The following is a 25,689-nucleotide window of genomic DNA, read 5'->3' on the forward strand; positions in this document are numbered from 1 at the left end:
CTAAATAGCTGCGCCTAATACCGCTACACTTTTGCCTGACCATGTTTTCCTCCGGGGAATGGGCTGGCGGTTTCCATAAAATGGCGGACCTTTTTCAGTAACTGCCACATTGAGCGGCACTGATGATTACGGGTTATCGTGTCATGAAGTGCCTGCCATAGCCGTTCCACATGATTCACCCACGGCGAGTAAACCGGCTGGTAAATTACCCTGAACTTGGGATTTGCTTTCAACCAGCGCTGTGTTTCGCGGCTTTTATGGATAATGTAGTTATCAACGATCAGCGTGATTGTTTTCGCCCGCCGGTAAGTGGCTTTCAGGTGCTTCAGCAGAGCGATAAACAGCGCTGAACTTTTGCTGTTGCCGCCCACGTAGCTGACTTTACCCGTGCCACTGTGCAGTGCGCCGGCCAAATAGTATTTTTCGTTCTGCCCCGGCGTCACTACCCGTTTCTGCTGTCCGCGCAACTGCCAGTCCGCACCGATTTTAGGATTAAGGTGGATATCCACTTCATCTTCATAAAATACCGGATGCTCTGCGCTGCATTCATCCAGCGCTTTGTGGATTACCGCCATCTTTTCATCTTTATGTGGGTCACGGATACGCAGAGTTGGCGCGGCCCTGCGCCATACAAGCCCCGCAGATGGCAACCAGCGGCGAACGGTTCCTGCATGTAACTGGCAACCGGTTATCTCATTGATTTTTATTGCCAGTAATTCGGTGCTCCAGCGTGAACGTTGATAACCAAAATCGCCGGGAGAATGCTTTATCAGCTCACGTAACAGGGTGCAGATATGTTCAAAAGGCCAGCGTCGGGAGCGCCCTGCGGGTAAGGATTTCAGGCCTTCAATACCTGAGTGCGTAAACCAGTTAATCCAGCGACCAACGGATGAACGGGCACAACAGAGAGTTCTGGCAACATCGCTGACCCGTTCACCCCGATGAAGCATCAGCATGGCCGTGAGTCTGCGGGCATGATTTTTATCACGCGTTTTATGAATAGCTTTCTGCATCAGGCGTCGTTCGCCACGGGGTATTGGTACTATGATCGGCATCGCTCAGTCCGGTTGGTGATTTTGGTTGGTTTGGCGATTGATCAGATCGCACAATCCGGGCTGAGTTCCCTTTCAGTGATCTACTATTCCGCGCAGCTATTTAGGAATCTTAGAGATCATGAAACCTATAAGTGAGCATCGCGAATACGTTTTTCCAAGTCGCAACGATCCTAAGCGTCCAATGAATAGCCAAACTGCCAATGCAGCACTTAAGAGAATTGGATATGGTGGAAAGTTGGTGGCTCATGGTTTACGCTCAATTGCCAGTACAGCACTCAATGAGCATGGATTTAATGCTGATGTAATTGAGTCAGCATTAGCGCATTGCGATAAAAATGAAGTTAGGAGGGCTTATAACCGCTCTACCTATCTAGAAAAACGTATTGCTTTAATGAATTGGTGGGGAGAACTAGTTCAACGATAAAATTTAAGCCTCCAGAAAAACATGTATAAATACACATGTTTTTATTTACAGTTTTTTTTATCATAAAGAAATACTATCTTTGCTTACATATCGAATAAGTCGCTAGGATGAGGGGTTGCTCATAAGTCCACGCCTAGTAGTAACGGAATAATGAGGAATATAATGGATTTTGATATTCTTATAGACCAAAGCCTATCGACACTCTTTAATGATAGCATTAATACAATCAATAAAAATAACAAACTTATTTCTATGATAAATGATTTTGAAGACGGCAAGTGGCGCCATCAAAAATTCCACCGATTTATATGGGATAATATATTAGAAACCGCTCTATCGAATCAGGAAAGGGAAGCATATATAGGTGGCCCTAGCACATCTCTAGCTAAAGCAGCACAGAACCTTAGACTTACAGATAGTGAAAAAGATATTAGCAAAGGAAGCGAGCTCGCTGAGATTTTTTTATATGGCATTATGAAGCACCACTTTAAAGCGCTACCTGTTGTACCTAAAATATTTTATAAACAGAACACTCAAGATAATGCCAAGGGTGCAGACAGCGTACATATTGTTATAGAAGATGACAACAACTTTACGTTATGGTTCGGTGAAGCAAAGTTTTACAACAGTATTGAAGATGACCGATTCGATTCAATAATCACATCAGTTAACAATTCCATTTCAACAGATAAAATAAAGAAAGAAAACAGTATAATAACAAACACTAAAGATCTAGTTAGTTTGGTAAAAAATGATGAGCTAAGATCTAAAATAATGTATTCCTTGTCATCTAAAAACTCAATTGATAATATTAAGCCAATACTCAACATCCCTATTTTCATTTTGCATGAATGTCCTATAACAGAAAACGCCTCGTCTCTTTCCCCTGAATATAAGTCATCAATTATAGAACTCCATAAAGAAAGAGCTCAGTCTTTTTTTAAAAAACACCAAATAAAAATAAAAAACATCCATGATTATGATAAGATAAAGTTTCACCTAATCCTTTTCCCTATTCCAAAGAAAGAACAAATAATTAATAAGTTTGTTGAAACAGTTCGTTTTCACAAGGAACAGTAATATGAACAATGAGATTACCAGTGCTACTGACAATGATGACGAACATGTGGCGCATGTATTTTCAAAATGCAAAGAAATAAACGACCTTATCAACTCAGATAAGGAGGATGAAGCCAGGAATAGTTTAATCCTTCTTTTAGATTATCATAAAAAACATAAAATCCATTATACGCCTTTAGTTAATCATCTCATCAGATGCACAGGGTTGTATCCTTACATTCATGCTGAAACAGCAGATTGGAATGAACGATTAATCTATGATTTATTCAAAGTTGACGTTGGTTTAAACACTCCAATCACTTTACACAGAGAGCAATCCTTAATATTAAAAAGATTATTAAATGGTGAAAGCTTAGCTGTAAGCGCACCAACAAGTTTTGGGAAAAGCTTTATTATTGATGCTTTTATATCATTAAACAAACCGACTAATGTTCTGATTATTGTCCCTACAATATCTCTTACAGACGAGACCCGAAGAAGGTTGCATAAAAAATATGCTGCTGAATATAAAATAATTACAACTGCTGACGTTAGCATTTCTCAAAAGAATATATTTATATTCCCACAAGAAAGAGCAATTAGCTACTTAGATAAAATTAATGAATTAGACTTATTAATCATTGATGAATTTTACAAAGCAAGTGAGAATCATGACAAGGAAAGAGCACCTGCTTTATTGAAAGCAATAATGAAGTTCACAAAAATAGCAAAGCAACGATATTTTTTAGCTCCAAACATTAGCACATTGAAAAGCAATCCTTTCACAAAAGGAATGGAATTTTTGAAATTGGATTTCAGCACAGTATTTTTAGAAAAACATGACCTATCAAAACAAATAAATGAGGATCCTCAAAAAAAATCCTCATTTCTTTTAGATATCCTTGAAAACACAGCAGGAAAATCTTTAATTTACGCTGGAACTTATTCTAACATCAATAAAATATCAGCAGCAATTCTCAATAATCATAAAAAAAGCGAGGTTACTTTATTGAAAGAGTTCTCTGATTGGTTGAGATTGAATTATTCTCAAAAATGGATGCTTGCAGATATTATTGAAAAGGGAACGGGCATTCATAATGGACAACTACATCGTTCAATCAGTCAAATTCAAATAAAACTATTTGAAGAAAATAACGGATTAAAAAACTTAATATCAACTTCTTCAATTGTCGAGGGAGTTAATACAGCAGCAGAAAACGTAATCATATGGCAATCAAAAAATGGAAACCGCAATCTGAAAGACTTTATGTATAAAAATATCATTGGCAGAAGCGGAAGAATGTTCAAACACTTCGTAGGCAAAATATATTTACTGTCTCCGCCACCAAAAGAAGAGGATAACGAATTAGATCTTACAATACCCAATGCACTTGTCGGCGATATAGATGAGACGGAGTTTAAAAACGACCTAACTCCAGAACAAATTTCTGCCATCATAGCTTATAAAGAAGAAATGCAATCATTATTAGGCTTTGAAACATTCAATAGATTACAATCTGAAGGTGCATTCAAATCTAATGATCCATTTCTAATCAGAGATATTGCTGTGGATATATCAATGAATCCTAGCGATTGGTTAAGCATTTCTTACCTTAATTCTGAAAACCCTGAAAGCTGGGATTATTTTTTATATAAAATAATTAAATTAAAACCGGCCGGATGGGGAGTAGAGTATAATAAATTTGTTTCTTATGTTAAAATTGCAAGTTATAACTGGAAATTAACCATCCCTGAAATATTAAGAAAACTCTCAAAACACAATATTACGATAAATGAACTCTTTGAATTAGAAAGAAACCTTACATTCAAATTATCTTCATTACTGAATGATGTAAATGTATTGCTTAACGAGCTAATCCCAAATAGAAACACAGACATATCTCCATTTATCTATAAAACTTCAAACGCATTTCTCCCTCCAATTGTTTATCAATTAGAAGAATATGGGCTACCGCGCATGATTACAAAAAAGATTGATGATGCTTTAAATCTTGACTTAGACAATGAAGAACTAACTTTACATACCATTCTGGACCACCTAAAAACTTTAAACTATGTTTTCGGATTATCCGGATTAATCGGTGCAAGCATGATTGAAGAATATATAATGAACAACTTCTTTGATGGTGTAACGTATAGTCAATAAGTTCAAAGGTAACTATGGCGGGTATTTAGAGTATATGAATTCTATTCTCAATGGCGCAAGGTATAGCCAATTGCGCGCAATGCTCTCCCCGCCACGCCTGCCCGCTTTATAGGGCAGTTTTCATGCAGGTGCATGAACCGGCTCAGGCCGCGCCGGTACTGGCGTGGTAGGGAAAATAAAATATGGGGATTTGCATGCAAAACCATGCACCTTATGGATGCATGGCTTTTTTCGGGAAAAATAGCGGAATTTTCGCGGATTTTTTTGCGTGCTACCGTGCGGCCAGTTCTGCACTTCGGCGGGTGTAAATCAGGTTCTGTGCCGGGGTGAATTTCTGGCGATTATCATCCCGCGAAGCCGCATCAGGCCTGAATCCGATGGCCGTTAAAATATCGCTGTCCTGCGCGGAATAATTAATTTTTTCACCTGCGGCCAGCCACACCGACAGGGCTTCACGCAGATAATCAACCGAGTGCTGCATGGCGCTCTGTTTTACTGCGGGAAGCTGTTCGTTATACCCCATCAGCTCAGGTGCCAGCGTGGCGGCCAGCTCCGCGCCGTGCTGCCGCATAAAGTCATGGAGCCGGTTGCGGATGCTGATGTGCTGCACCTCCTCATGTGAGCGGATATAGCGACCGGCGGCCTGGTTAATTTCCCATTTTTTCACATCGATATTGTCGCGCAAATCCTGCATTCTGCGCGGGATTTGTTCGTCACCGGCAAGGAGTTGTTCACGGTATTCCCGTTCAAGGTCTGCCAGTTCGGCTTTACGTTTCAGCCAGGTATTTTTGTTCGTCTGACAGGCCTCAAAGGCCTGCTGTATGGTCACAGTGGTCACGTGTCTCTCTCCTGATTAATGCCGGAACGGCGAACTGTAGCAGCCCTGTACTTTACGCGGCGGTGGTGGCGCCACCGGCGCGGGGTCGGGTTTCTCCGGTGCGGCACGTATCACACCGTCAACCGACTCGATGGTGCGGAAAGTGGCCGAGCATTCGATATTGGTACACTGGTGATAACGCTGTTTGACGTTTTCCGACAGATAACGGCTGGTACGGACGTGCGCGGTCTTTTTGCAGAACGGACAGTGAAACATAATTCAGCCCTCTGCCTGTTCGTGGTCTTTTGCGGCCAGTTCAGCGGCAAGCTTCATCCGTCTGGCCGGGCTTCTTAACAGCGCCATATCAACCCCGGTTATGACCGGGCGATTCATGCCCGTTACGGACAGAACCGGCTCCTGCTCCATATCAAAATGATACAGGGCTGACTGCAGATTCAGGGCATCACCCAGCTCGCGGGTCACGGTCGCACGCGGCGAGGTTTCTCCGCTCATTTCCAGCGACCGTATACGCAACAGAAAGGCACGTAACAGTGCGGGGCTGATACCGGTCAGCGCCTTCTTCCACTCGCTGTTGGCGTAGGTAGTGAACGCTTTTTCATGGGCGCTGATATAAGCCGTACCGGAGGAGCATGCGCCAAGCATGGCGAGGCTTTTGTCTTTCTCCAGCTCGGTAATCAGACCGGTGAACTCATCAGCCAGTTCGCGGCTGGCGATACGTTTACTGTGTTCAGCTTTCAGTTCAGGAGTGAGGTTGCCACGCAGCGTTCGAAAGCGGCTGCGCCAGTCCTGTTCGGCCTGTGCGCTTTCACTGAGGGCGGTCTGTCGTTCCTGCTCACAACGCTGAATGGAAGCCTCAATGTCGCTGAGTTTACCCATGCTGGCCGTGTGTGCGTCTTTTGCCTCGTTAAGTGCGGCCAGTGCACCGGCAATACGTTGTTCCGCGCCTTCATCCTGTTTACTGATAACGGTCTGCATGGCTTTGATAATGAGTTCGGGTTTCATGTTCAGGCTCTCCGTGTGTTCAACCTGAAATGATTCTGACGCCTCCTGCACAACAACACGATTCATTGCCGTTGTCAGAGTGCTGGCACAAACAGACCTTAAAATCAGGCTGGCCAGAGAAAGGTCGCAGGAAAACCTTGCTCACCGTTTGTTTTTTTACTTATTACTATTCACCACTGTTCACCTTAAATAAAAAGATAAGTAATACAATAAGTTAAGGGGTGAACAGTTGAGGGTCTGACTGTTCACCGTCTGTTCACCACTGTTCACCCTCCTGTTTTTTCAACCAGTCAGTCACTTAGACTTTTTAGCGATTAAAAAACACATATATATAAATAAAAGTAATCATCGCTTTGCCAAAGAATTATCAAGGATTGCCAACGATTGTCAGAGATTGCCACTGTTTGCCATTAACTTGTTAACGGTTTGTTGTGTGAAATTTCACTGCAAAATGACTTGTTGCCCTGCGTAAAAATATTCACAAAATAGAGAGCTACCCGAAGCCGGACGGACACGCCCGGCACTGTATGGACTTTGTGAGGTAGCCCGATGCACACCGCTTTTTCTTCCCCGTCTTCAGCCCCTGCCGCGCCGCTGATGCCGGTTTCTGATACCGTTCACGAACGCTTTATCCGTCTGCCCGAAGTGATGCATCTGTGCGGCCTGTCCCGCTCGACCATTTACGACCTCATCAGCCGGGAAGCCTTCCCGAAACAAATCTCCCTCGGTGGAAAAAATGTGGCGTGGGCGCAGTCTGAAATCACTGCATGGATGGCGGATCGCATTGCCGAACGTAACCGGGGCTATGACGCATGATGATGACCGTTCAGCAAACAGCCCCTTTTTCTGGCTTGCTTCTTTTCGCCGTTTCCAGGTATAGTTTTCCCGCTGCCGCAAAATCGGCAGCCGGGCGTAGGAACCCGTGTAATTCACAGGCGACAACAGACGCGCCATGCGTCTTTTTTTACGTCGTTGCTCAGGCACACCCATTTTTCGGGCTGTGGTGCTTATTCCATAGCCCCTGTCAGATAATGGTGGTCCGGGCGGGGCAGCTTTCGGGCTGGCCGGTATTCTGTGAAGCCGGTATTCCTACCCCCGTTCGGGTCACCACCCATGAGCGTAGGAACTCCGGTGGTGGCAATAACCGCTATTCACAGGAGGTTGCCATCATGGCTACGACCCTCACCCCGTCACACCCGCAGTTTGTCTTTGTGTTTGCCGCTGTTCGTCGCGCAGACCGTAAACCCCATATTTGTATGCTTCGCACCGTTGCCGGTGATGAGCACGCCGCACGCCTTTCTCTCGTTCGCGATTACATCCTCTCGTTTGCTGGCCGCCTGCCGGTTGCGGAGGTGCGCGCATGAGACACACCACTATTACCGCCCGTGACCTCGAATGTCTGGAGCATATGCGCAACGTCGGCCAGCTCGTCGGCGACCTGATGCAGGTGCAGGACTGCGCCACCGTTCGTCGTGACCCGGCGCAGCACTTACAGCTCACCTCCGTAATTTACCTCATGACCGCCCAGCTCGACGGTGTGGTCGAACGCTGCAATCAGCAGTGGCTGACCGGGGAGGGTAACGTATGAAAAAGCCATTACCGCCCGCATTACGCGCCGCGCTGTATCGTCGCGCCGTGGCCTGTGCATGGCTGACCCTGTGCGAACGCCAGCACCGCTACCCGCACCTCACCCTCGACGCGCTGGAAAGCGCCATTGCCGCCGAGCTGGAGGGCTTCTACCTGCGCCAGCACGGCGAGGAAAAAGGCCGCCAGATTGCCTGTGCTCTGCTGGAAGATTTAATGGAAGCCGGACCACTCAAAGCCGCCCCGTCGCTGTCCTTTCTCGGGCTGGCCGTGATGGATGAGCTTTGCGCCCGTCATATCACCGCACCAGTACTGCACTGAGGGAGAAAACAACCATGAAAATGAACGTAACAGAAACGGTAAAACAGGCGTGCGGCCACTGGCCGCGCATTCTCCCTGCGCTGGGTGTGAAGGTGATTAAAAACCGCCATCAGGCCTGTCCGGTGTGTGGCGGCTCTGACCGTTTCCGCTTTGACGATAAAGAGGGGCGCGGGACGTGGTTCTGCAATCAGTGTGGCGCAGGTGACGGGCTTAAGCTGGTAGAGAAAGTGTTTGGCGTGACCCCGTCAGAAGCTGCCGGGAAGGTGAACGCCGTGACCGGCAATCTGTCACCGGTTGCCCCGGAAGTGATTGCGGCCGCAGAGGCTGAAACCGATGCCGACCGCAAAGCGGCGGCCGGGCTGGCCGCGAAACTGATGGAGAAAACCCGACCAGCCACCGGCAACGCCTACCTCACCCGAAAGGGCTTCCCCGCTCTGGAATGTCTGACGCTCACCGTCATGCATAAAACCGGCGGCGTGGCGTTCCGCACCGGTGATGTGGCTGTCCCGCTGTATGACGATACCGGCGCACTGGTTAACCTTCAGCTTATCAATGCTGACGGTCTCAAACGCACCCTGAAAGGCGGGCAGGTCAAAGGGGCATGTCATATCATCGAAGGGAAAAAACAGGCCGGAAAACGCCTGTGGATTGCAGAGGGTTATGCGACCGCACTCACCGTGCATCACCTGACCGGGGAAACCGTCATGGTGGCGCTGTCCTCCGTGAACCTCCTTTCTCTGGCGAGCCTTGCCCGTCAGAAATATCCGGCCTGTCAGATTGTGCTCGCTGCCGACCGTGACCTTAACGGCGACGGCCAGAGTAAAGCCGCAGCGGCCACAGATGCCTGTGAGGGCATTGTTGCCCTGCCGCCGGTATTCGGTGACTGGAATGATGCGTTTATACAGTACGGCGAGGAGGCCACGCGCAAAGCCATTTATGACGCCATCAGGCCACCGGCGCAAAGTCCGTTCGATACCATGAGCGAGGCAGAATTTACCGCCATGAGCGCCAGCGACAAGGCTTTGCGGGTGCATGAGCATTACGGCGAAGCGCTGGCGGTGGATGCGAACGGCCAGCTCCTGTCCCGCTATGAAAACGGCATCTGGAAAAATATCCCTGCCGCCACTTTTTCACGGAATGTGGCTGATTTATTCCAGCGCCTGCGCGCCCCGTTCTCATCCGGGAAAATCGCCTCGGTGGTGGAGACCCTGAAACTGATTATTCCGCAGCAGGATACACCGGCACGTCGTCTGATTGGCTTTCGCAACGGGGTACTCGATACCCAAAGCGGCGTATTCAGCCCGCACCATAAATCGCACTGGCTGCGCACGCTGTGTGATGTGGATTTTACCCCGCCGGTGGAAGGGGAAACGCTGGAGACTCACGCGCCGAACTTCTGGCGCTGGCTCGACCGTGCGGCCGGTAAAAATCCACAAAAACGCGACGTGATTCTGGCTGCGCTGTTTATGGTGCTGGCGAACCGTTACGACTGGCAGCTCTTTCTCGAAGTCACCGGTCCCGGCGGGAGCGGCAAAAGTATTCTGGCCGAAATCGCGACCCTGCTTGCCGGGGAAGATAATGCCACGTCAGCCGATATCGACACACTGGAAGACCCGCGCAAACGTGCATCCCTGATTGGCTTCTCGCTAATCCGTCTGCCAGACCAGGAAAAATGGAGCGGTGACGGCGCAGGGCTTAAGGCCATCACCGGCGGCGATGCGGTCTCGGTTGACCCAAAATACCAGAACCCGTATTCAACACATATTCCGGCGGTGATTCTGGCCGTGAACAATAACCCGATGCGCTTCACCGACCGCAGCGGCGGGGTGTCACGTCGCCGGGTGATTATTCACTTTCCGGAGCAGATTGCGCCGGAGGAACGCGACCCGCAGCTCAGGGATAAAATCGCCCGCGAGCTGGCCGTCATTGTGCGCCAGCTTATGCAGAAATTCAGCGACCCGATGACTGCACGTGCACTGCTCCAGTCGCAGCAGAACTCCGACGAGGCACTCAGCATCAAGCGCGATGCTGACCCGACGTTTGATTTTTGCGGCTATCTGGAAATGCTCCCACAGACCAGTGGGATGTTTATGGGGAATGCCAGCATCATCCCGCGTAATTACCGTAAATATCTCTATCACGCGTATCTGGCCTATATGGAGGCTAATGGGTACAGGAACGTGCTCAGCCTGAAAATGTTCGGGCTGGGGCTGCCCATGATGCTGAAAGAGTACGGCCTGAATTATGAGAAGCGACACACAAAACAGGGGATACAAACCAACCTGTCGCTGAAAGAGGAAAGCTACGGCGACTGGCTGCCGAAGTGCGACGACCCCGCAGCAACATAACCTCACTCAGACCGGCAACAGCCGGTCTTTTCCTTTCTGGCCATTGCCACAAGGTGAACAATCCACTGTTCACCCTTCACCGTATATTCACCCTGTATCACCATGAAATTATTGATAAAAAACCAGAGGTGAACAGTGTGAACAATAAAACCTGAAAAAACTTTTTATCACCCCGCGCATCGCCTTACCGGGCGCATCCAGGACGAGCAAAAATCACAAAGGTGAAGAGTCGACTGTTCACTCTTCACCAACTCATCACCACCTAACCACATGATATAAAACGATAAATAACCGAGGTGAACAGTGTGAACAGTTAAATGCAAAAAAACTTTTTTTCTGTGCTTATTGTTTAAAAAAAAGACCACATGAAAAAGGTGACACATTTCTAAAGAGGGATCGTATTACTATGACATTTCATAATTGGTACACGTTTAGGTACACAACTGAAAGTTGAATACGGAAAAATCCTTTATATTTAATACATTGAGAAATTTATTCAGACTCCGCCAGCCCACCAAAATTCTCCATCGGTGATTACCAGAGTCATCCGTTGAAGTCCTAAGAGCCCGCACGGCGCAAGCCCTGCGGGCTTTTTTGTGTCTGTCGTTGTCCCAGGATATCCGGCTAAATCCGGTGATTATTGGTATGCGCTTTTAGGTATACGGAAGGATGTATACCTAAAAGCGCATACCAATTCCTGGAGCAGCGGCCACAATGGCATGGACAATGTGCCCCCTGACCAACACCGAAGTTCTACAAGCTAAAGCGGGCAAGAGAGCTTACTCTTCATAACAGCGAGGGTTTATTCCTCATCGTAAGACGACAGGAAAAATGCTCTGGCGCTTTCATTATCAACGACCGACCGCCAAAAAAGAACGATAGCAGGGGATACAAACTAATCTGCCGCTGAAAGAGGAAAGCTACGTCGACTGGCTACCGAATTGCAACGAATCCGCACCTCGACCGGCAACAGCCGGTCTTTTCCTTTCTGACCATTGCCACAAGGTGAACAGTTAGATTAAAAAAATATTTACGCATCTTATGGCGATAGGTAATACTATCTTCATAAGAAAAGTCACATTATATGAAGAACTAAGAAGGAAGAAGGAAGAAGGAAGACATATAAAAGGATAAAACTGATTACATCCTGCGTTCACTTACGAAAACCTCAAAAAAACGATGGGAACATTATGCAGTAACTCGCATTTATCATCTTTTAAATGATCCCGATATTGAATTTATCTGCCAGCAATGTATCAGAAAAGAAAATGGAAAAATCTATTTGGCAGATTTATTTTTCCCACAACTGGAACTTTATCTAGAAATTGATGAAGGGCATCACAACAGTGAGCAATCACAAATAGATGATGCAAAACGTCGTATGGATATTACTGAAGCCACAGGATTTTTAGAGAAAAGAATTCCCGCAAGCAAAATAAGCCTTGAAATTTTCGATCGTTACATCAATGAATTTATTGAATTGATACGCAATCGTAAAAATAGAATGATTAAAGATAAAAAATTCAAAGAATGGGATTTTGATAATAAATATACAGCTCATCCTCATCTTAAGGCAGGAAGGATATCTGTAGGCCCGGATGCCGTCTTCAGATACCACCGGGATGCTTTGAACTGTTTCGGTTACAATAAAGGGCATCATCATTCTGGCGGTTGGAGCATTCCTTCTCACATAAGTGAAGCAATGGGTCTATCAGGAAAGTGCATGGTTTGGTTTCCAAAACTATATGGAAATTCAGATTGGGGAAATGAATTGACTGACGATGGTAACAAAATCATAGAGCGGAATATAAAAGATGATGAGGGATACACAGAACGTTGGGATAAACGAATTGTTATGGCACATTCTCGTGATGAGTTGAACAGGACACTGTACCGATTTCTTGGGGTGTTTGAAGCTATCCCTGGTCACCATACTGGCAATATACTAGAGTTTCATCGTGTAAGTACATCGGTCAATGTATATCCTCCTAATGATGCTGCCCCATGATTAACCGCATATTTAGTTCCCTGTTTATACGAGATACAACGCAGCCACAGTGCGGAAATTGGTACACATTTAGGTACTCGACTGAAAGTTGAATACGAAAAAAAACCTTAAAATTTAAAGTGTTGTGTATTTTACTCAGACTCCGCCAGCCACCAAACACCGGAGAAAAGCCCTCAGCGCAAGTTGAGGGCTTTTTGGTCTCTGTATTACCCGTAGTACAGGTCAAACACTGAGAAATGGGTACACGTATAGTTTCACACGTAAAACGTGATTAAAATTCAACCTCATTTCTAATAAAAAAACATCCCCAAATAAATATCAGGCAGCATTATGATGTCGCTCCCATGCTGAATAATGATTATTACTCTTTATTTAACCCAGCATTAAATGTGGGTTCCCCCAACAAAAAAAACCGTATTAATTACTCGCAATTGCACAAAATAGATAAATACCGTTATCAGCATTTACAGTTTTTTCCTAAAGCCAGCGCTTCGTTTGTATGCCATGCTTACCACGCTAATAACTTATAACGCTAAGCGAGGATATTATGAAAAAGACAATTATCGCATTATCTGCAATTCTGCTGGCTTCTCCGGTTATTGCCGCAACAACACACGCAACCGATAATGATGTAGCCGCCGCACACGAAAACGCCAATACTGCAAAAGAAAAACTGCATCAGGCGCAGAATCAGGGCGAAGAGCAAAAATTAAAAGCCAAACATGCTGCTGAAGGTAAACAAGATGACCTGAGCAGCAAGGTGAGTGAAGGTTCACAAAAAGCCTGGAATACAACCAAAGAAGGTACTGAAAAAGGTTGGAATGCAACAAAAGAAGGTACCGAGAAAGGCTGGAATAAGACTAAAGAAGGTGCTGCCTCCGTTGAGAAAAAAGTCAGCGAATAATCTTCCAAACATTGAATAATAAAAAACCGCGAAAGCGGTTTTTTATTATTAGGAATAAGCCGCAATCAAGCATCGGCCTCATCGCAATCTGTTTCTAAAGTTAAACCAGATCAGGGCCATTGTAACGCACTGCCCCTAACTCCACGTGTGGCGACAGCAAATCCTGTTTCACTCTCGCCAAACGCTTTCATCCTTACTTATCAACCGGATATTCCCTGTTAATCCACGCATGTTCATCTTCCCAGGTAAACATCCATTTGCGAACCGGGCCGGCCATCACGTTAAGGTAGTAACTGTCATATCCCGCCAGGGTTGCCACCGGGTGATACCCTTTCGGCACCATCACCACGTCGCGGTTATAGACTGCCATACACTCGTCAAGCGACCGATCGTCGGTGTAGACCCGTTGCATACAGAATCCCTGCGGCGGGTTGAGGCGATGGTAGTAAGTCTCCTCCAGATAGGTTTCCTGCGGGGGATTATCGGTGTCATGTTTATGGCTTGGGTAAGAACTGGTACAACCTTCGTTGGTCCACACCTCCACCACCAGCAGGCTATCTGCGGGTTTATCTTCCGGTAAGATGTTATGCACATAACGCTGGTTGTGACCTTTGCCACGCGCTTCCCCGTCGATATCCTTAGGTGCGATCAGCCGCGTTGGGTGCGTGCCTTTCCCCGGCGCAGCGCAGACTGCCAGCTCCAGTCTGGTCACCGCCTGAACCTGTATGGTTTCACCAGCAGTGACATAAACCGCCCACGGTTTGATCCGTTCGAACGGGCTCATCCGCTCACCGATATCCGTAAAAGTTGCGCCCGGCGTGGTGACGGTCGCGCGTCCGGCAACCAATACCAGACAACGTTCTTCGCTGACGGCGGGCAGCGTAAGCTGCTGCCCTTCCTGCAGTTCATACGCTCTAAAGCCAACATATCCCCAACCGGCGCTTTCCGGCGTCACTGACTGCGTACACCCTTGCGCGTCCGGCTGCTGCCAGCGTGATAATAAACGTGACATATCACCTCCTCAGATAAGCCCGGCATCCCGCGCCAGACGGCTAAGGTTGTTATAGCCCAGACGCGCATACGTCAGCGGATGCGCGATGGCTGGATCCTGCTCCGCCTCCACCACCAGCCACCCCTGATACTGGTTCGCCTTCAGCAATGCCATGATTGGCGGATAGTCAACGCAGCCATCTCCCGGCACGGTAAAGACGCCGCTCAGCACCGCATCGAGGAAGCTGGTTTTGCGGTTTTTGACATCCGCCAGCACGTCGGCACGCACGTCTTTGCAGTGAACATGGTTGATACGTGATGCCCAGCGCTGCGCCACAGCCAACGGATCGGCACCCGCAAAGGTCAAATGCCCGGTATCGAGCAACAAGCCAACCTCATCACCGGTATACGTCATCAGATTATCCACATCTTCAGCAGATTCAATCACCGTTCCCATGTGGTGGTGATAGGCAATCTGTACCCCCTGCTGCTGGGTGTAACGCGCAAACTCGGTGAGCTTTTCACCGTACTCTTGCCAGCGCTCTTGCGGGAAGCGCGGACGCAGATGTACCGGCGTCTGCTGCTCGCCGTGAATGCAGCCACTGACTTCGGCAAAGACCAGCACCTTCGCTCCCAGTTCGCGCAGTAACGTCAGATGTGACTGCACGGCGGCAATCTCCTCCTCCACGCTGCGTTCCAGCAGACGTCCGGAGTACCAGCCGGAAACCAGTTGCAGGTCGTGGCGCTGCAAAATGGGGCCGAGCAGTCGCGCCTCGCGCGGGAATTTATTACCCAGTTCGAAACCAGCAAATCCAGCCTCTTTGCCCTCGCTCAGACACGTATCAAGCGACGTCTCAGCGCCCAGTGAAGGAAGATCGTCATTCGTCCATGTCAGTGGATTAATACCTAATTGTACCGTCATCATCTTCTCCTGAATTATGCTTGTCCGCGCTCGCGCCACCAGGCGATAAGCTGCAGGTAGTTATCTTTAATGCGCGCCACCAGCTGCGCATCGTCAATATCGTGTTTCAACCACGCGCGGGAAGCGTCGCCGAACAGCGTGCGTCCCACGGCAAATCCTTTCACCACCCCATGACCCGCAGCCGCTTTAAAATCAGCACGCAGTTGCTCTGCCGGTGCGTCCAGGCCCAGGATCACCACGCCACGGCAGTGCGGATCGCGCCGTTCGATAATGTCACTCAACGCCGTCCAGCCAGCAGATGTCAGCGGTGGGAGTTTCCACCAGTCGGGGTAGATCCCTAAGTTGTAGAAACGGGAAATGGCGCGCAAATACAGTTCATCACTGCGCGGCATACTGGCCGGTAAAATCACCTCCAGCAGCAGCTCATGACCGGACTGGCAACAGGCGCGGTACACCTCAGCGATTTTCTGTTCTTGTTCCAGGCGCAACGCGTGGGCATCTTCCGGATGGAAAAAGACCAGACACTTCACCACATGTTCCTGCGGCCAACTAATGAGCTGCGAGCCTATATTGCCGTGTTCCATCTCCAGCGGGCGCGACCCCGGCAGTTCGATAGGGCGACCAATCCACCAGCCCTCTCCGGTTATCGCATTCAGCGCATCCTGACCAAACGTGCCATCGCACAGCAGTCCGGCTTTACCTTCCAGCCCGGCGCTGTTCGCCGCTTCACGGCTGGCCTGCAAAATAAGCTGTTTCAATGCCGGAATACGCTTCAAAGACGCGCCGCACTGCAACGCCATCTCTTCCAGTTGGCTACGGTGATCGAAGGCCATTACGCATAGCTCCGGCCATGTGCGGCGGCGAGTCGTCACGCGATGCAAATGGTTGAGATGCGGATCGAGATCCGGACGAGGAACCTCTGCGGCGCGAGAAAGATAATCATCAAGTTCAATTTTGCTCGGCATTGCCGGCGCACAGCCGTGACGCGACACCACCAGCGCACCGCAGGCGTTGGCATAGCGGCACGCCTGCTCCCATCCCTCATCGTTGAGATAGCCGCGCAGCAGACCGGACATAAACGCATCCCCCGCCCCCAGCACGTTCAGCACCTCTACGCGTACGCCGGTGACCGTCAGGCCATCGTCCAGCCGGGGTGGGATCGCGTCGGTATACACCGAGCTGCCGAGTGCACCGCGCTTGCAAACCAGCGTCGCGTGACTCACGTCGCGAACCTGCGCCAGCGCCTGCAGCGTATCGGTACTGCCGCCCGCGATATGAAACTCCTCTTCAGTGCCGACAATTACATCAAAAAGATGCAGCACCTCCTGCAACTGGCGGGTGACCTGATCGGCGGCGATAAAGCGTGTTTCGCCGTCGCCTAAGGAAGTAAGTCCCCACAGCACCGGGCGATAGTCGATATCCAGCGCCGTACGCACGCCGTGACACCGGGCGTAAGCGAGCGCCGTCAACACCGCCTCGCGGGTTTGCGGATGAGAAAGATGCGTCCCGGTGATGGCAAGACAACGAGCAGAAGCGATGTACTGTTCATCAACATCGCTGGCGGTAATCGCCATATCCGCGCAGTTATCACGGTAAAAAATCAGTGGGAAGGTGTCCCGGTCTTTAATGCCGAGTAGCACCAGCGCTGTCAGGCGGTCTTTATCAGTGATCAGATGGCTGGTATCGCAGCCTACCTGGTTTAATTCTTCACGCAGGAAACGCCCCATATGTTCGTCGCCAACCCGCGCCAGCATTGAGGAACGCAGTCCCTGGCGTGCCGTACCGTAAGCCACGTTGCCGGACGAACCACCAAGGTATTTGGCAAAGCTCGACACATCTTCCAGGCGCGCGCCAATTTGCTGACTGTAGAGGTCAACCGCCACGCGGCCCATGCATATCACATCAAACTGCTTTTCCACGTTGATACCTCTTCAGACAATGTCGTTCACGTTCAGCCAGCGGCCTTCCTGGTGCGAGAGTGCGATAGCGTCAAGCACGCGCGACACCTTCCAGCCTTCTTCAAAGTCCGGCCACATCGGTGCATCGGCGGCAATGCCGTCCACCAGGTCGCGTACTTCCACAGTTTTCTGGTCGTTAAAGCCGATACCATGCCCGGCTCCCATGCAAAACGCGCCGTAGTCCGGGTGCGCCGGGCCAACCAGTAAAGTGCGAAACCCCTGACGGTTGACCGGATCGTCATGCAGATAGAGCTTCAGCTCAGCCATGCGCTCCTGGGTAAAACTGATAGTTCCTTTGGTCCCGGTAATCACATACGACAACCCCATCTTGCGGCCACAGGCAACGCGGGAGGTTTCAATCACCCCTTGCGCACCGCCTGCAAAGCGCACCATCGCGTGGGCCTGATCTTCGTTCTCTACCGTCACCATTTGCGAGGAACCGACTTTCGCCGGACGCTGTGGCACCACGATCTTCAGGTCGCCGCAGACCTGCTGAATATCCCCAACCAGGTACTGCGCCATATTGACGATATGCGCCGCCAGATCGCCAAGCGCTCCCAAACCTGCCGTTTCTTTAAAACAGTGCCAGTGGATCGGCGCAAGCGGATCGGCCATGTAGTCTTCGTTGTGGGTGCCGTAGAAATGGATCACCTCACCAATTTCTCCGCACGCAATGATCTCTTTCGCCAGCTGCGCCGTTGGGTTCTTCATATAGTTGAACCCCACCAGCGTTTTCACTCCTGCCCGCTGTGCTGCTTCAACCATTTCACGCGCGTCGTGGGCGTTCAGCGCCAACGGCTTTTCTGAGTACACATGCTTGCCATGGCGAATCGCTTCCAGCGCCATCTCTTTGTGCAGATGATTAGGAGAACAGATATCCACGACATCAATGACCGGGTCAGCCACCAGCGCACGCCAGTCTCCGGTTGAGCGGTTGAAGCCAAACGCCAGCGCCCGCTCGGCGGCCAGCTCCGGCGTGACTTCCGCCACCATTTCGCGCACCAGTTTGCCGCGCAGGTTGAATACCGTCGGGGCCTGAGCATAGGCAATGGCATGCGCCTTGCCGATATACCCGGTGCCAATCAATCCAATACGAACTTCTTTCATCATGATCCTCACAATGCGCCGCGACGGCTCTTGGCGTAGGTATCGAACGCCACCGCCAGAACGATAATTAAGCCGGTAATAATTTGTTGGTAGTAAGCCGAGACATTCATCAGCACCAGACCGTTAATCAGGATGCCCATGATGATCGAGCCGATAATGGTGCCGCCAATACGCCCGTAGCCGCCCATCAGCGAGGTGCCGCCAATGACCACCGAAGCGATGACGCGCAGCTCAAACGAGATCCCGGCGACCGCTTCTGCGCTTCCCAGACGAGCACTGAGGATGAAGCCCGCCAGCCCCGCCAGACAGCCAATCAGTACGTAGACGCTCACCAGCACGCGCTTCACGTTGACCCCTGCCAGACGCGCCGCCTCCGGGTTGCCGCCGATGGCGTACACAAAGCGCCCCCAGCGGGTTTTATGCAGCGCCAGATAACCGCCTACCGCCACCAGCGCGAATATCCAGATTGGAATGGAGATACCGAGCAGTTCACCGCGTCCCCACCAGCGGTATCCCGCGTCGAAACCGGCAATCGGTGCACCGTCGTTAATCACCAGCGTCAGGCCCCGCCAGATGGTCATCCCGCCGAGGGTGACGATAAACGGCGGCAGACGCAGGCGGGTCACACCGAGGCCATGCAGAAAACCAATCGCGGTACCCATCGCCATACAGATCCCAAGGCCAATCAGCCAGCTCATGCCGCCCCAGGCGTTCGGGTCGACGGTGGTGAAGTTGTCGCCCTTAATCACATACGCAGCGGTCATGGCGCAGACCGCCAGGATGGACCCCACCGACAGATCGATCCCGGCAGTCAGAATGACAAACGTCATCCCCACCGCCATGATCCCGTAGATGGAGACTTCGGTCAGGATGTTGAAAATATTGCGTTCAGAAAGAAAATTGCTGTTCTGCAACTGAAAGAAAATCAGCAGCAGGATCATGAAAATCAATACCCCAAAGCGCTCAAAAAAGGCAATGGGATCAAGACGTCCGCCGCGTTTGGCAGGAACCTGCGTTTTAGAAATAATCTGCGTCATGAATCACTCCGTTATGCCGCATTCAGGGCGTTGTGGTTGATGGCCATCATCGTCATTAGCCGCTCTTCATTAGCGTCGTCGCCGTGGATCTCGCCAGTCACCCGGCCTTCACTTAACGTGATGATCCGATCGGAAACCGCCATGACTTCCGGCAGATCGGAGGAGATCACGATCACCGCCACGCCCTTTTTCGCCATATCAAACAGCACCTGATGGACTTCTGATTTGGTGCCAACATCGATGCCGCGCGTTGGTTCATCCACGATCAACACCCGAGGATTAAGCGCCATGCAGCGCGCGAGGATCACTTTTTGCTGGTTCCCGCCGGAGAGCTTGCGTACCTCCTGCGCGCTGTTGACCATTTTGATCTGCAGCGCCTGGCGGTATGACTCGATCAGGGCATCCTCTTTGCGGGTATTCACGAACCAGCGCCAGTGCAGCAGTGACGAGAGGCTGGAGAGCGACAGGTTGTCGCGGATCGACAGCCCAAGCACCGCGCCCTCTTTTTTACGATCTTCCGGTACCAGCGCCAGCCCCTGATCCAGCGCAAACAGCGGATCGCGCGGCTGATATGGCACGCCATCAAGTTCAAAGCTGCCGGAAGTAAAACCGTCGGCGCCAAACAGGCAGCGGGCCACTTCGGTGCGCCCGGCACCCACCAGTCCGGCAATGCCTAACACTTCGCCAGCATGCACGTGGAAGCTAATATCGTGCAGCGCGATACCATGCGGATCCAGCGGCGGTTTTTCGCGGCTAAGCCCCTTCACCGCCAGACGCACAGGTTTATCTTCATGGTGAGTTTCGCTGGCCGGACGGCGATTAAAGGCCACATCGCGCCCCACCATCAGGCGGATCAGCTGTTCTACGGTGGTCTGTGCAACCGCGCCATTCCCGGTGAATCGTCCATCCTGGAAAACGGTGAACTGGTCACAGAGTTGAAAAACTTCATGCAGGCGATGGGTGACGTAGATAATGCTCACGCCGCGCCCTTTAAGTTCCCGCACCACACGATGTAGGCTTTCTACTTCGCTGTCGCTCAGCGCGGCGGAAGGTTCATCCATAATGATCAGCTTTGCGTTCAGCGTCAGCGCCCGCGCAATTTCCACCATTTGCTGCTGCGCCACGCTCAGCCGGGCCACGGCCGTGGTTGGCGCAACGTTCAGTTGCAGGTAATCCAGAATCACCTGCGCTTCCTGATTTACCGCCTTTTCGTCAACAATCAGATTGCGTTTGCGCGGTTCACGACCGAGGAACATATTCTCGGCAACGGTCATATTGGGCAGCAGATTAAATTCCTGATAAATCGTGATAATGCCCTTGTTCTGCCGCTCAACCGGAGAGTCTTCTACCGGCAATGTTTCTCCGTTGAACCAAATATCCCCGCGTGTTTGCGGCTGTGCGCCCGCCAGCGCTTTCAGCAGGGTCGATTTTCCGGCACCGTTCTCACCTAACAGCGCATGAATTTCGCCTGCACCAACGGTCAGCTGTGCGCTGCTCAGCGCCCAAACGCCGGAAAAGCTTTTCGCCAGGTCGGTCACTTTCAGTAAGGGTTGCGACATCGGTCTGCTCCTCCTTTAGAGTGAGCCGCCGTAACGGCGGCTCCAGATATACACAAAATCATTCAAGTTGCATCAAGGCGGCAAGTCTGAGAATCCCCAGGAGCTTACTCAAGTAAGTGACTGGGGTGAGCAGATGCAGCCAACACAGAGGCAGCTTGAAGGATGACGTGTATAAATCAGTTACCGGCTTCGTTAATACGCTCGGCCTGCTGCAAATTCTCTTTGGTGATAAGCGTTGGCGGGTAGTCAGCCCCGGTGATCGCAGTCTTCTCACGGACGTTATTCACCAACTGGCTCATGGCCGTTTTCACCGCAAAGCCAGGACGCTGATCCGCCGTCACTGCCAGCCAGCCGTCGCGCACACGCGCCAGTGCTTCCGGCACAGCATCGAAGCCCGTGACCAGAACTTCACCGGGTTTCAGTCCTTGTCCCTGTAACGCTTCAATCGCGCCCAGCGCCATATCGTCGTTAGCGGAGAGGATCACCTGCGGACGCTTCGGCAACGAAGGCAGAACGCTTTCGACAATGCGCATCCCTTCAGAACGCATCCAGTTACCGGTCTGATCGGCAACGATCTTGTACTTTTCACCACCCGCCTTCAGGCTGTCGCGAATGCCTTTAGTACGTTCAATGTTGGAGGAGGAGCCTGGCTGGCCGGTCAGCAGAATAATGTCTGCCCCGTCAGGGAATTTGGTTTTGACAAAGTCGCCAATCGCCTGGCCGCCTTTGTAGTTGTTCGCGCCGAAGTGCGGCACTTTTTTCTGGCTGTCAACGGAGCGGTCAAGGGTAACAACGGGCAGTTTGGCATCCTGAATTTCATCTACCGCGCTGGACACCGCGTTGACATCGTTTGGTGAAACAATAAAGCCCTGTGCGCCACGAGTTATGGCATTTTCCAGGTCAGCGACCTGTTTTGGCGAGCTACCCTGCCCGTCCAGGACCTGTAAATTCACGCCCATTTCTTTTGCGGCTTTCACCGCCGTGCGCTGCATGTGAACTTCAAATGGCATCGCCAGGTTTGGCGTACTGAAAACAATTTGCTCATTTTCAGCAATGGCTGCCCCGGATGTCATGGCGATGAGGACAGCTAAGATCAGTTTTTTCATTATTATGTCTCTCTGTGTAGGGTAGGTTGTGGTGACAATCAGAGGAGAACTTCACGTTGGCTATGCAGTGACTCCAGCGCTTTATCCGCCAGATACAGCGCACGCTCGCCATCGTCCCCGCTGCAATCAGGGACCGCTTCGCCGCGCAGTACCGCAACAAAGTGTTCCCATTCCGCGGCATAGGCCGATTTATAACGCTGCAAGAAGAAATGTTCAGGTAACGCGCTGGTGCAGCCGGTCTTCGCGTAGTGCTGCACCTGATTTTCGAGAATGTTGCCCGCGCACAGCAATCCTTCAGAGCCGTGCAGCTCAAGGCGCTGATCGTATCCGTAAGAAGAACGGCGGCTGTTGACGATGGTCGCCATCGCGCCGGAGGCATATTTCAGTACGATGAACGCGGTATCGATATCGCCCGCTTCGCCAATCGCCGGATCCACCAGATTGCTGCCCTGGGCATACACCGAAACCGGCTCTTCGCCCATGATAAAGCGCGCCATATCAAAATCGTGGATAGTCATATCGCGGAACATACCGCCGGACACACGCACGTATTCCGCAGGCGGCGGCGACGGATCGCGGGAGATGATCAGCAGCGATTCCGGCTTTCCGATACGCCCGGCCAGTGCGTCAGTTTTCACACGGCGAAACTGTGGATCGAAGCGGCGGTTGAAACCGATAAACAACGGTACATCGTACTCTTTGACCACTTTCAGGCAGTCGCGTACACGGGCCAGATCCAGGTGGACCGGCTTTTCGCAGAAGATGGCTTTGCCGTGGCGTGCGGCCATTTCAATCAGATCCGCGTGGGTATCAGTCGCGGAGGCAATCAGCACGGCGTGAACGTTAGGGTCCGTCATCGCCTCATCCAGGCTTTGCAAACGAGCCTGGTACTGTGTGGCAAGACGGGTGGCAAATTCCTGATTCGGGTCGACGACGGACCAGAGGGTAGTAGCACTGTGACTGGCAATGTTAGCTGCATGTACCTGGCCAATTCGGCCAGCGCCCAGTAAAGCAATGTTAAACATAACGGCTCCCGGTGTTGGTGAATGCGATGAACTAACGACCCTTTAAATAAAACATTTATTTCATTTTTATAAATAGTGAAAATTATGTTTTTGAGTGCAAGTTAACACTTTTGAGATGATCGAGATAAAATCTGTTATCAATATCACAACATAACAACAGGGAAGATGCAGGAATTGGCCCCCTTCCGTTCAGGAAGGAGGCGATGGATGAAGAAAAAGGAAAAATGAAATGAAAATTTCGTTGTCGCAGGTTGCCGGATGACGGCGCTAACGCCTTATCCGGCCTGGGGGTAGAATCCGCTGTAGGCCGGATAAGCGCAGCGCCATCCGGCATTAATCGCTTTTAGTACTGACGTGCGTTTTTCACCTGCTCAAACGTCTGCTCAGCCGCTTTTCGCACCGACGGAGATTCCGCCACCTGCGCATCGCCAGTGCGCCACCAGGCGGCATAGTCGTGGGTCATGGTTTTCGGCAGGACTTTGATATCCAGCAGCACAGGCCCCGAATGCGCACGGGAGGCTTCCAGCGCCGTCAGCAGGCTTTGCTCGTCATGTACACGCCATGCCCGACAGCCGTAGCTTTCCGCGTTTTTGGCAAAATCGACCTTCACCAGCGGCCCATCCAACCGTCCGGTTTGCGGGTTACGGTGACGGTTTTCCGTACCGAAACTCCCCATCCCATGCCCCATCTGCAGGTTGTTAATACACCCGAAGCTGGCGTTATCAAACAGCAGGATAGTGACTTTTATCCCCTCCTGGACGGCGGTTTGTAGCTCGGAATGCAGCATCATGTACGAGCCATCCCCCACCATGGCATATACCGGCTGCTGCGGCTTCGCCAGCCTGGCTCCAATAGCAGCCGCAATCTCATAGCCCATACAGGAGTAACCGTATTCCAGGTGATAGCTGTCCGGGGTTTTGACCTGCCAGATACGCTGTAAATCGCCAGGTAGCGATCCGGCGGCCCCTACGACGATAGCGTTATCTTCAATGTGCTGATTGATAAGCCCCAGCACCTTCGTCTGGGTCAACCTGGTGTTTAGCGTGTCGCCATATTCCGCCAACTGAGCGTCAAGATGCCCAGCCACTTCGGGTTCGTCATCGGGACGCCAGTCGCGCTCCCATAAACGTTGGCACTCATCGCGCCAGGCCTCTTGCGCCTGCGCGACCTCCTTCCCCCAATCGCTGCGGTAGTCTTTCAGTGTTTCAGTTAATGCCGTAAGCCCGGTACGGGCGTCGGCGATAAGCGCAGTGGCATCAAGCTTCAGTGCGTCAAACTCCGCCACGTTCAGCAGCAGGAACTCAACCTCCGGATGAGAAAACAGCGCTTTCGAACCGGTGGTAAAGTCGGTGAGGCGCGTACCGATGCCGATCACCAGATCGGCTTGCGGTGCGAGCTGATTCGCTGCCATCCCGCCAGTTACCCCAATGCCTCCGAGGTTAAGTGGGTGGTCACTAACCAGTGCGCCCTTTCCGGCCTGAGTTTCGGCAAACGGCAGTTGCAGCGTTTCAACAAACGTACGAAACGTCTCATGCGCGCCGGAGTAGCGTACCCCGCCGCCGCATACCACCAGCGGGCGGCGTTTGCGGGCAATCAGTGCCCGCGCCATCGCCAGACGCTGCGGGTCGGGCGGTCGACGTTCGATCAAATGAACGCGGCGCGCAAAGAAGCTCTGCGGATAGTCCCAGGCTTCTCCCTGCACATCCTGTGGCAGGCAAATAGTTACGGCACCAGTATCTGCGGGGTCAATAAGCGTTCGCATCGCGTTTAGCATCGCGCTCATTAACTGCTCCGGGCGGTTAATCCGGTCCCAGTATCGCGAGACCGGGCGGAAGCAGTCGTTGGTACTGATGCCAAGGTCATGGTATTGCTCAATTTGCTGCAATACCGGGTCCGGCTGACGACTGGCATAGACATCGCCAGGCAACAGCAACAGCGGAATACGGTTCGCCGTCGCGGTTGCTGCGGCGGTCACCATGTTTGCCGCTCCCGGCCCAACCGATGACGTCACGGCAAAAATACGCTGGCGCCGATGCTGTTTGGCGAATCCGGTCGCCATGTGCGCAATTCCCTGCTCATTACATCCCTGCATCACCTGCAAATGACCGGGTGCCTGCTCCAGCGCCTGGCCAATGCCAAGCACGTTACCGTGACCAAAGATGGTGGCGACACCCTCGACAAAGGGCGTTTCCACGCCATCGACACAGATATATTGTTGATTAAGGAATTTGACCAGCGCCTGAGCCATGGTCATACGTTCGGTTTGCATAAACCC

22 protein-coding genes and 2 pseudogenes are annotated in these 25,689 nt (G+C 51.1%); 11 read left to right on the forward strand and 13 right to left on the reverse strand.

The genetic code is table 11. The features are described 5' to 3' along the window. Positions 1 to 23: 23 nt before the first annotated feature. Complete coding sequence (locus tag OGX92_RS12985) at positions 24 to 1,055, reverse strand: IS630-like element ISEc33 family transposase (RefSeq protein ID WP_001395480.1); 1,032 nt, start codon at positions 1,053 to 1,055, stop codon at positions 24 to 26. 100 nt (positions 1,056 to 1,155) lie between these two features. Here OGX92_RS12985 and OGX92_RS12990 point away from each other — a divergent pair. The 3 genes and pseudogenes from OGX92_RS12990 to OGX92_RS13000 all read left to right on the forward strand — a co-directional run. Next, positions 1,156 to 1,479 (forward strand): annotated as a pseudogene (locus OGX92_RS12990) (tyrosine-type recombinase/integrase); the annotation flags it as partial. Positions 1,480 to 1,641: 162 nt separating this feature from the next. Next, positions 1,642 to 2,559 carry a HamA C-terminal domain-containing protein gene (locus tag OGX92_RS12995; protein ID WP_286586621.1) on the forward strand — a complete coding sequence of 306 codons (918 nt, stop codon included), beginning with the start codon at positions 1,642 to 1,644 and terminating at the stop codon, positions 2,557 to 2,559. 1 nt (position 2,560) lies between these two features. After that, complete coding sequence (locus OGX92_RS13000; protein ID WP_286586622.1) at positions 2,561 to 4,705, forward strand: DEAD/DEAH box helicase; 2,145 nt, start codon at positions 2,561 to 2,563, stop codon at positions 4,703 to 4,705. A 271-nt stretch (positions 4,706 to 4,976) separates the two neighbouring features. Here the strand turns inward: OGX92_RS13000 and OGX92_RS13005 are convergent, their stop codons facing one another. From OGX92_RS13005 to sid, 3 genes are read right to left on the reverse strand one after another with little or no spacing between them, the layout of a single operon-like run. Then, entirely contained in the window at positions 4,977 to 5,543 is a 567-nt protein-coding gene (locus tag OGX92_RS13005; RefSeq protein WP_286586623.1) for a phage polarity suppression protein, read from the reverse strand. 15 nt (positions 5,544 to 5,558) lie between these two features. Beyond that, entirely contained in the window at positions 5,559 to 5,798 is a 240-nt protein-coding gene (locus OGX92_RS13010) for an STY4826 family bacteriophage gene regulatory protein (RefSeq protein WP_000468229.1), read from the reverse strand. Positions 5,799 to 5,801: 3 nt separating this feature from the next. Then, positions 5,802 to 6,545: a capsid size-determining scaffold Sid gene (sid, locus tag OGX92_RS13015; RefSeq protein WP_275145999.1), complete on the reverse strand. Its 744-nt coding sequence runs from the start codon at positions 6,543 to 6,545 to the stop codon at positions 5,802 to 5,804. 549 nt (positions 6,546 to 7,094) lie between these two features. On the opposite strand from sid, the gene OGX92_RS13020 reads away from it, so the two are divergent. The 8 genes and pseudogenes from OGX92_RS13020 to OGX92_RS13055 all read left to right on the forward strand — a co-directional run bounded on the left by OGX92_RS13020 (position 7,095) and on the right by OGX92_RS13055 (position 13,710). Next, on the forward strand, positions 7,095 to 7,361 hold the full coding sequence (locus OGX92_RS13020; RefSeq protein WP_000556587.1) for a helix-turn-helix transcriptional regulator: 267 nt from the start codon (positions 7,095 to 7,097) through the stop codon (positions 7,359 to 7,361). Then, positions 7,358 to 7,909, forward strand: a complete 552-nt coding sequence (locus OGX92_RS13025) for a host cell division inhibitor Icd-like protein (RefSeq protein WP_286586624.1) — start codon at positions 7,358 to 7,360, stop codon at positions 7,907 to 7,909. The genes OGX92_RS13020 and OGX92_RS13025 overlap by 4 nt, the downstream gene beginning before the upstream one ends. Further along, positions 7,906 to 8,133, forward strand: coding sequence for a hypothetical protein (locus tag OGX92_RS13030; RefSeq protein WP_001216597.1), 228 nt, complete (start codon positions 7,906 to 7,908; stop codon positions 8,131 to 8,133). Before OGX92_RS13025 ends, OGX92_RS13030 begins: the two co-directional genes overlap by 4 nt. Then, complete coding sequence (locus tag OGX92_RS13035; RefSeq protein WP_000743144.1) at positions 8,130 to 8,450, forward strand: DUF5375 domain-containing protein; 321 nt, start codon at positions 8,130 to 8,132, stop codon at positions 8,448 to 8,450. Before OGX92_RS13030 ends, OGX92_RS13035 begins: the two co-directional genes overlap by 4 nt. 14 nt (positions 8,451 to 8,464) lie before the next feature. Continuing rightward, positions 8,465 to 10,798 (forward strand): primase-helicase zinc-binding domain-containing protein, encoded by a 2,334-nt coding sequence (locus OGX92_RS13040; RefSeq protein WP_286586625.1) that lies wholly within the window; start codon positions 8,465 to 8,467, stop codon positions 10,796 to 10,798. 714 nt (positions 10,799 to 11,512) lie between these two features. Beyond that, a pseudogene (locus OGX92_RS13045) lies at positions 11,513 to 11,671 on the forward strand (integrase); the annotation flags it as partial. 274 nt (positions 11,672 to 11,945) lie between these two features. Beyond that, entirely contained in the window at positions 11,946 to 12,806 is an 861-nt protein-coding gene (locus OGX92_RS13050; protein WP_353622206.1) for an AbaSI family restriction endonuclease, read from the forward strand. A 547-nt stretch (positions 12,807 to 13,353) separates the two neighbouring features. Beyond that, the gene (locus OGX92_RS13055; protein ID WP_003826111.1) at positions 13,354 to 13,710 is read left to right on the forward strand and encodes a KPN_00521 family repetitive protein; all 357 of its coding nucleotides are present in this window, start codon (positions 13,354 to 13,356) and stop codon (positions 13,708 to 13,710) included. A 193-nt stretch (positions 13,711 to 13,903) separates the two neighbouring features. Here the strand turns inward: OGX92_RS13055 and iolB are convergent, their stop codons facing one another. The 9 genes from iolB to iolD all read right to left on the reverse strand — a co-directional run bounded on the left by iolB (position 13,904) and on the right by iolD (position 25,683). Continuing rightward, on the reverse strand, positions 13,904 to 14,722 hold the full coding sequence (gene iolB, locus OGX92_RS13060; protein ID WP_218667233.1) for a 5-deoxy-glucuronate isomerase: 819 nt from the start codon (positions 14,720 to 14,722) through the stop codon (positions 13,904 to 13,906). Between the two features lie 9 nt (positions 14,723 to 14,731). After that, positions 14,732 to 15,622 (reverse strand): myo-inosose-2 dehydratase, encoded by an 891-nt coding sequence (gene iolE, locus OGX92_RS13065; RefSeq protein ID WP_003826107.1) that lies wholly within the window; start codon positions 15,620 to 15,622, stop codon positions 14,732 to 14,734. 14 nt (positions 15,623 to 15,636) lie between these two features. Then, positions 15,637 to 17,541 carry a bifunctional 5-dehydro-2-deoxygluconokinase/5-dehydro-2-deoxyphosphogluconate aldolase gene (locus tag OGX92_RS13070; protein ID WP_286586627.1) on the reverse strand — a complete coding sequence of 635 codons (1,905 nt, stop codon included), beginning with the start codon at positions 17,539 to 17,541 and terminating at the stop codon, positions 15,637 to 15,639. A 12-nt stretch (positions 17,542 to 17,553) separates the two neighbouring features. Next, entirely contained in the window at positions 17,554 to 18,687 is a 1,134-nt protein-coding gene (locus tag OGX92_RS13075) for a Gfo/Idh/MocA family protein (protein WP_286586633.1), read from the reverse strand. Positions 18,688 to 18,695: 8 nt separating this feature from the next. Then, entirely contained in the window at positions 18,696 to 19,724 is a 1,029-nt protein-coding gene (locus tag OGX92_RS13080) for an ABC transporter permease (protein ID WP_003826102.1), read from the reverse strand. 11 nt (positions 19,725 to 19,735) lie between these two features. Further along, complete coding sequence (locus tag OGX92_RS13085) at positions 19,736 to 21,283, reverse strand: sugar ABC transporter ATP-binding protein (protein ID WP_003839789.1); 1,548 nt, start codon at positions 21,281 to 21,283, stop codon at positions 19,736 to 19,738. A 176-nt stretch (positions 21,284 to 21,459) separates the two neighbouring features. Next, the gene (locus OGX92_RS13090) at positions 21,460 to 22,389 is read right to left on the reverse strand and encodes a sugar ABC transporter substrate-binding protein (RefSeq protein WP_003826099.1); all 930 of its coding nucleotides are present in this window, start codon (positions 22,387 to 22,389) and stop codon (positions 21,460 to 21,462) included. Between the two features lie 38 nt (positions 22,390 to 22,427). Next, a complete protein-coding gene (gene iolG / locus OGX92_RS13095; RefSeq protein WP_003826096.1) occupies positions 22,428 to 23,414 on the reverse strand; it encodes an inositol 2-dehydrogenase in 987 nt (328 codons plus the stop codon). Between the two features lie 343 nt (positions 23,415 to 23,757). Beyond that, positions 23,758 to 25,683 carry a 3D-(3,5/4)-trihydroxycyclohexane-1,2-dione acylhydrolase (decyclizing) gene (gene iolD / locus OGX92_RS13100; RefSeq protein WP_286586628.1) on the reverse strand — a complete coding sequence of 642 codons (1,926 nt, stop codon included), beginning with the start codon at positions 25,681 to 25,683 and terminating at the stop codon, positions 23,758 to 23,760. Positions 25,684 to 25,689: the final 6 nt, after the last annotated feature.

It is taken from the genome of Citrobacter sp. Cpo089 (assembly GCF_030332695.1).
GTDB classification, from domain to species: Bacteria; Pseudomonadota; Gammaproteobacteria; order Enterobacterales; family Enterobacteriaceae; genus Citrobacter; species Citrobacter portucalensis.

Coding starts and splice junctions, on each gene's coding strand:
- OGX92_RS12985 (WP_001395480.1), bottom strand. CDS start 1,055: ATGCCGATCATAGTACCAATACCCCGTGGCGAACGACGCCTGATGCAG.
- OGX92_RS12995 (WP_286586621.1), top strand. CDS start 1,642: ATGGATTTTGATATTCTTATAGACCAAAGCCTATCGACACTCTTTAAT.
- OGX92_RS13000 (WP_286586622.1), top strand. CDS start 2,561: ATGAACAATGAGATTACCAGTGCTACTGACAATGATGACGAACATGTG.
- OGX92_RS13010 (WP_000468229.1), bottom strand. CDS start 5,798: ATGTTTCACTGTCCGTTCTGCAAAAAGACCGCGCACGTCCGTACCAGC.
- sid (WP_275145999.1), bottom strand. CDS start 6,545: ATGAAACCCGAACTCATTATCAAAGCCATGCAGACCGTTATCAGTAAA.
- OGX92_RS13020 (WP_000556587.1), top strand. CDS start 7,095: ATGCACACCGCTTTTTCTTCCCCGTCTTCAGCCCCTGCCGCGCCGCTG.
- OGX92_RS13025 (WP_286586624.1), top strand. CDS start 7,358: ATGATGATGACCGTTCAGCAAACAGCCCCTTTTTCTGGCTTGCTTCTT.
- OGX92_RS13030 (WP_001216597.1), top strand. CDS start 7,906: ATGAGACACACCACTATTACCGCCCGTGACCTCGAATGTCTGGAGCAT.
- OGX92_RS13035 (WP_000743144.1), top strand. CDS start 8,130: ATGAAAAAGCCATTACCGCCCGCATTACGCGCCGCGCTGTATCGTCGC.
- OGX92_RS13040 (WP_286586625.1), top strand. CDS start 8,465: ATGAAAATGAACGTAACAGAAACGGTAAAACAGGCGTGCGGCCACTGG.
- OGX92_RS13055 (WP_003826111.1), top strand. CDS start 13,354: ATGAAAAAGACAATTATCGCATTATCTGCAATTCTGCTGGCTTCTCCG.
- iolB (WP_218667233.1), bottom strand. CDS start 14,722: ATGTCACGTTTATTATCACGCTGGCAGCAGCCGGACGCGCAAGGGTGT.
- iolE (WP_003826107.1), bottom strand. CDS start 15,622: ATGACGGTACAATTAGGTATTAATCCACTGACATGGACGAATGACGAT.
- OGX92_RS13075 (WP_286586633.1), bottom strand. CDS start 18,687: ATGAAAGAAGTTCGTATTGGATTGATTGGCACCGGGTATATCGGCAAG.
- OGX92_RS13080 (WP_003826102.1), bottom strand. CDS start 19,724: ATGACGCAGATTATTTCTAAAACGCAGGTTCCTGCCAAACGCGGCGGA.
- OGX92_RS13085 (WP_003839789.1), bottom strand. CDS start 21,283: ATGTCGCAACCCTTACTGAAAGTGACCGACCTGGCGAAAAGCTTTTCC.
- OGX92_RS13090 (WP_003826099.1), bottom strand. CDS start 22,389: ATGAAAAAACTGATCTTAGCTGTCCTCATCGCCATGACATCCGGGGCA.
- iolG (WP_003826096.1), bottom strand. CDS start 23,414: ATGTTTAACATTGCTTTACTGGGCGCTGGCCGAATTGGCCAGGTACAT.
- iolD (WP_286586628.1), bottom strand. CDS start 25,683: ATGCAAACCGAACGTATGACCATGGCTCAGGCGCTGGTCAAATTCCTT.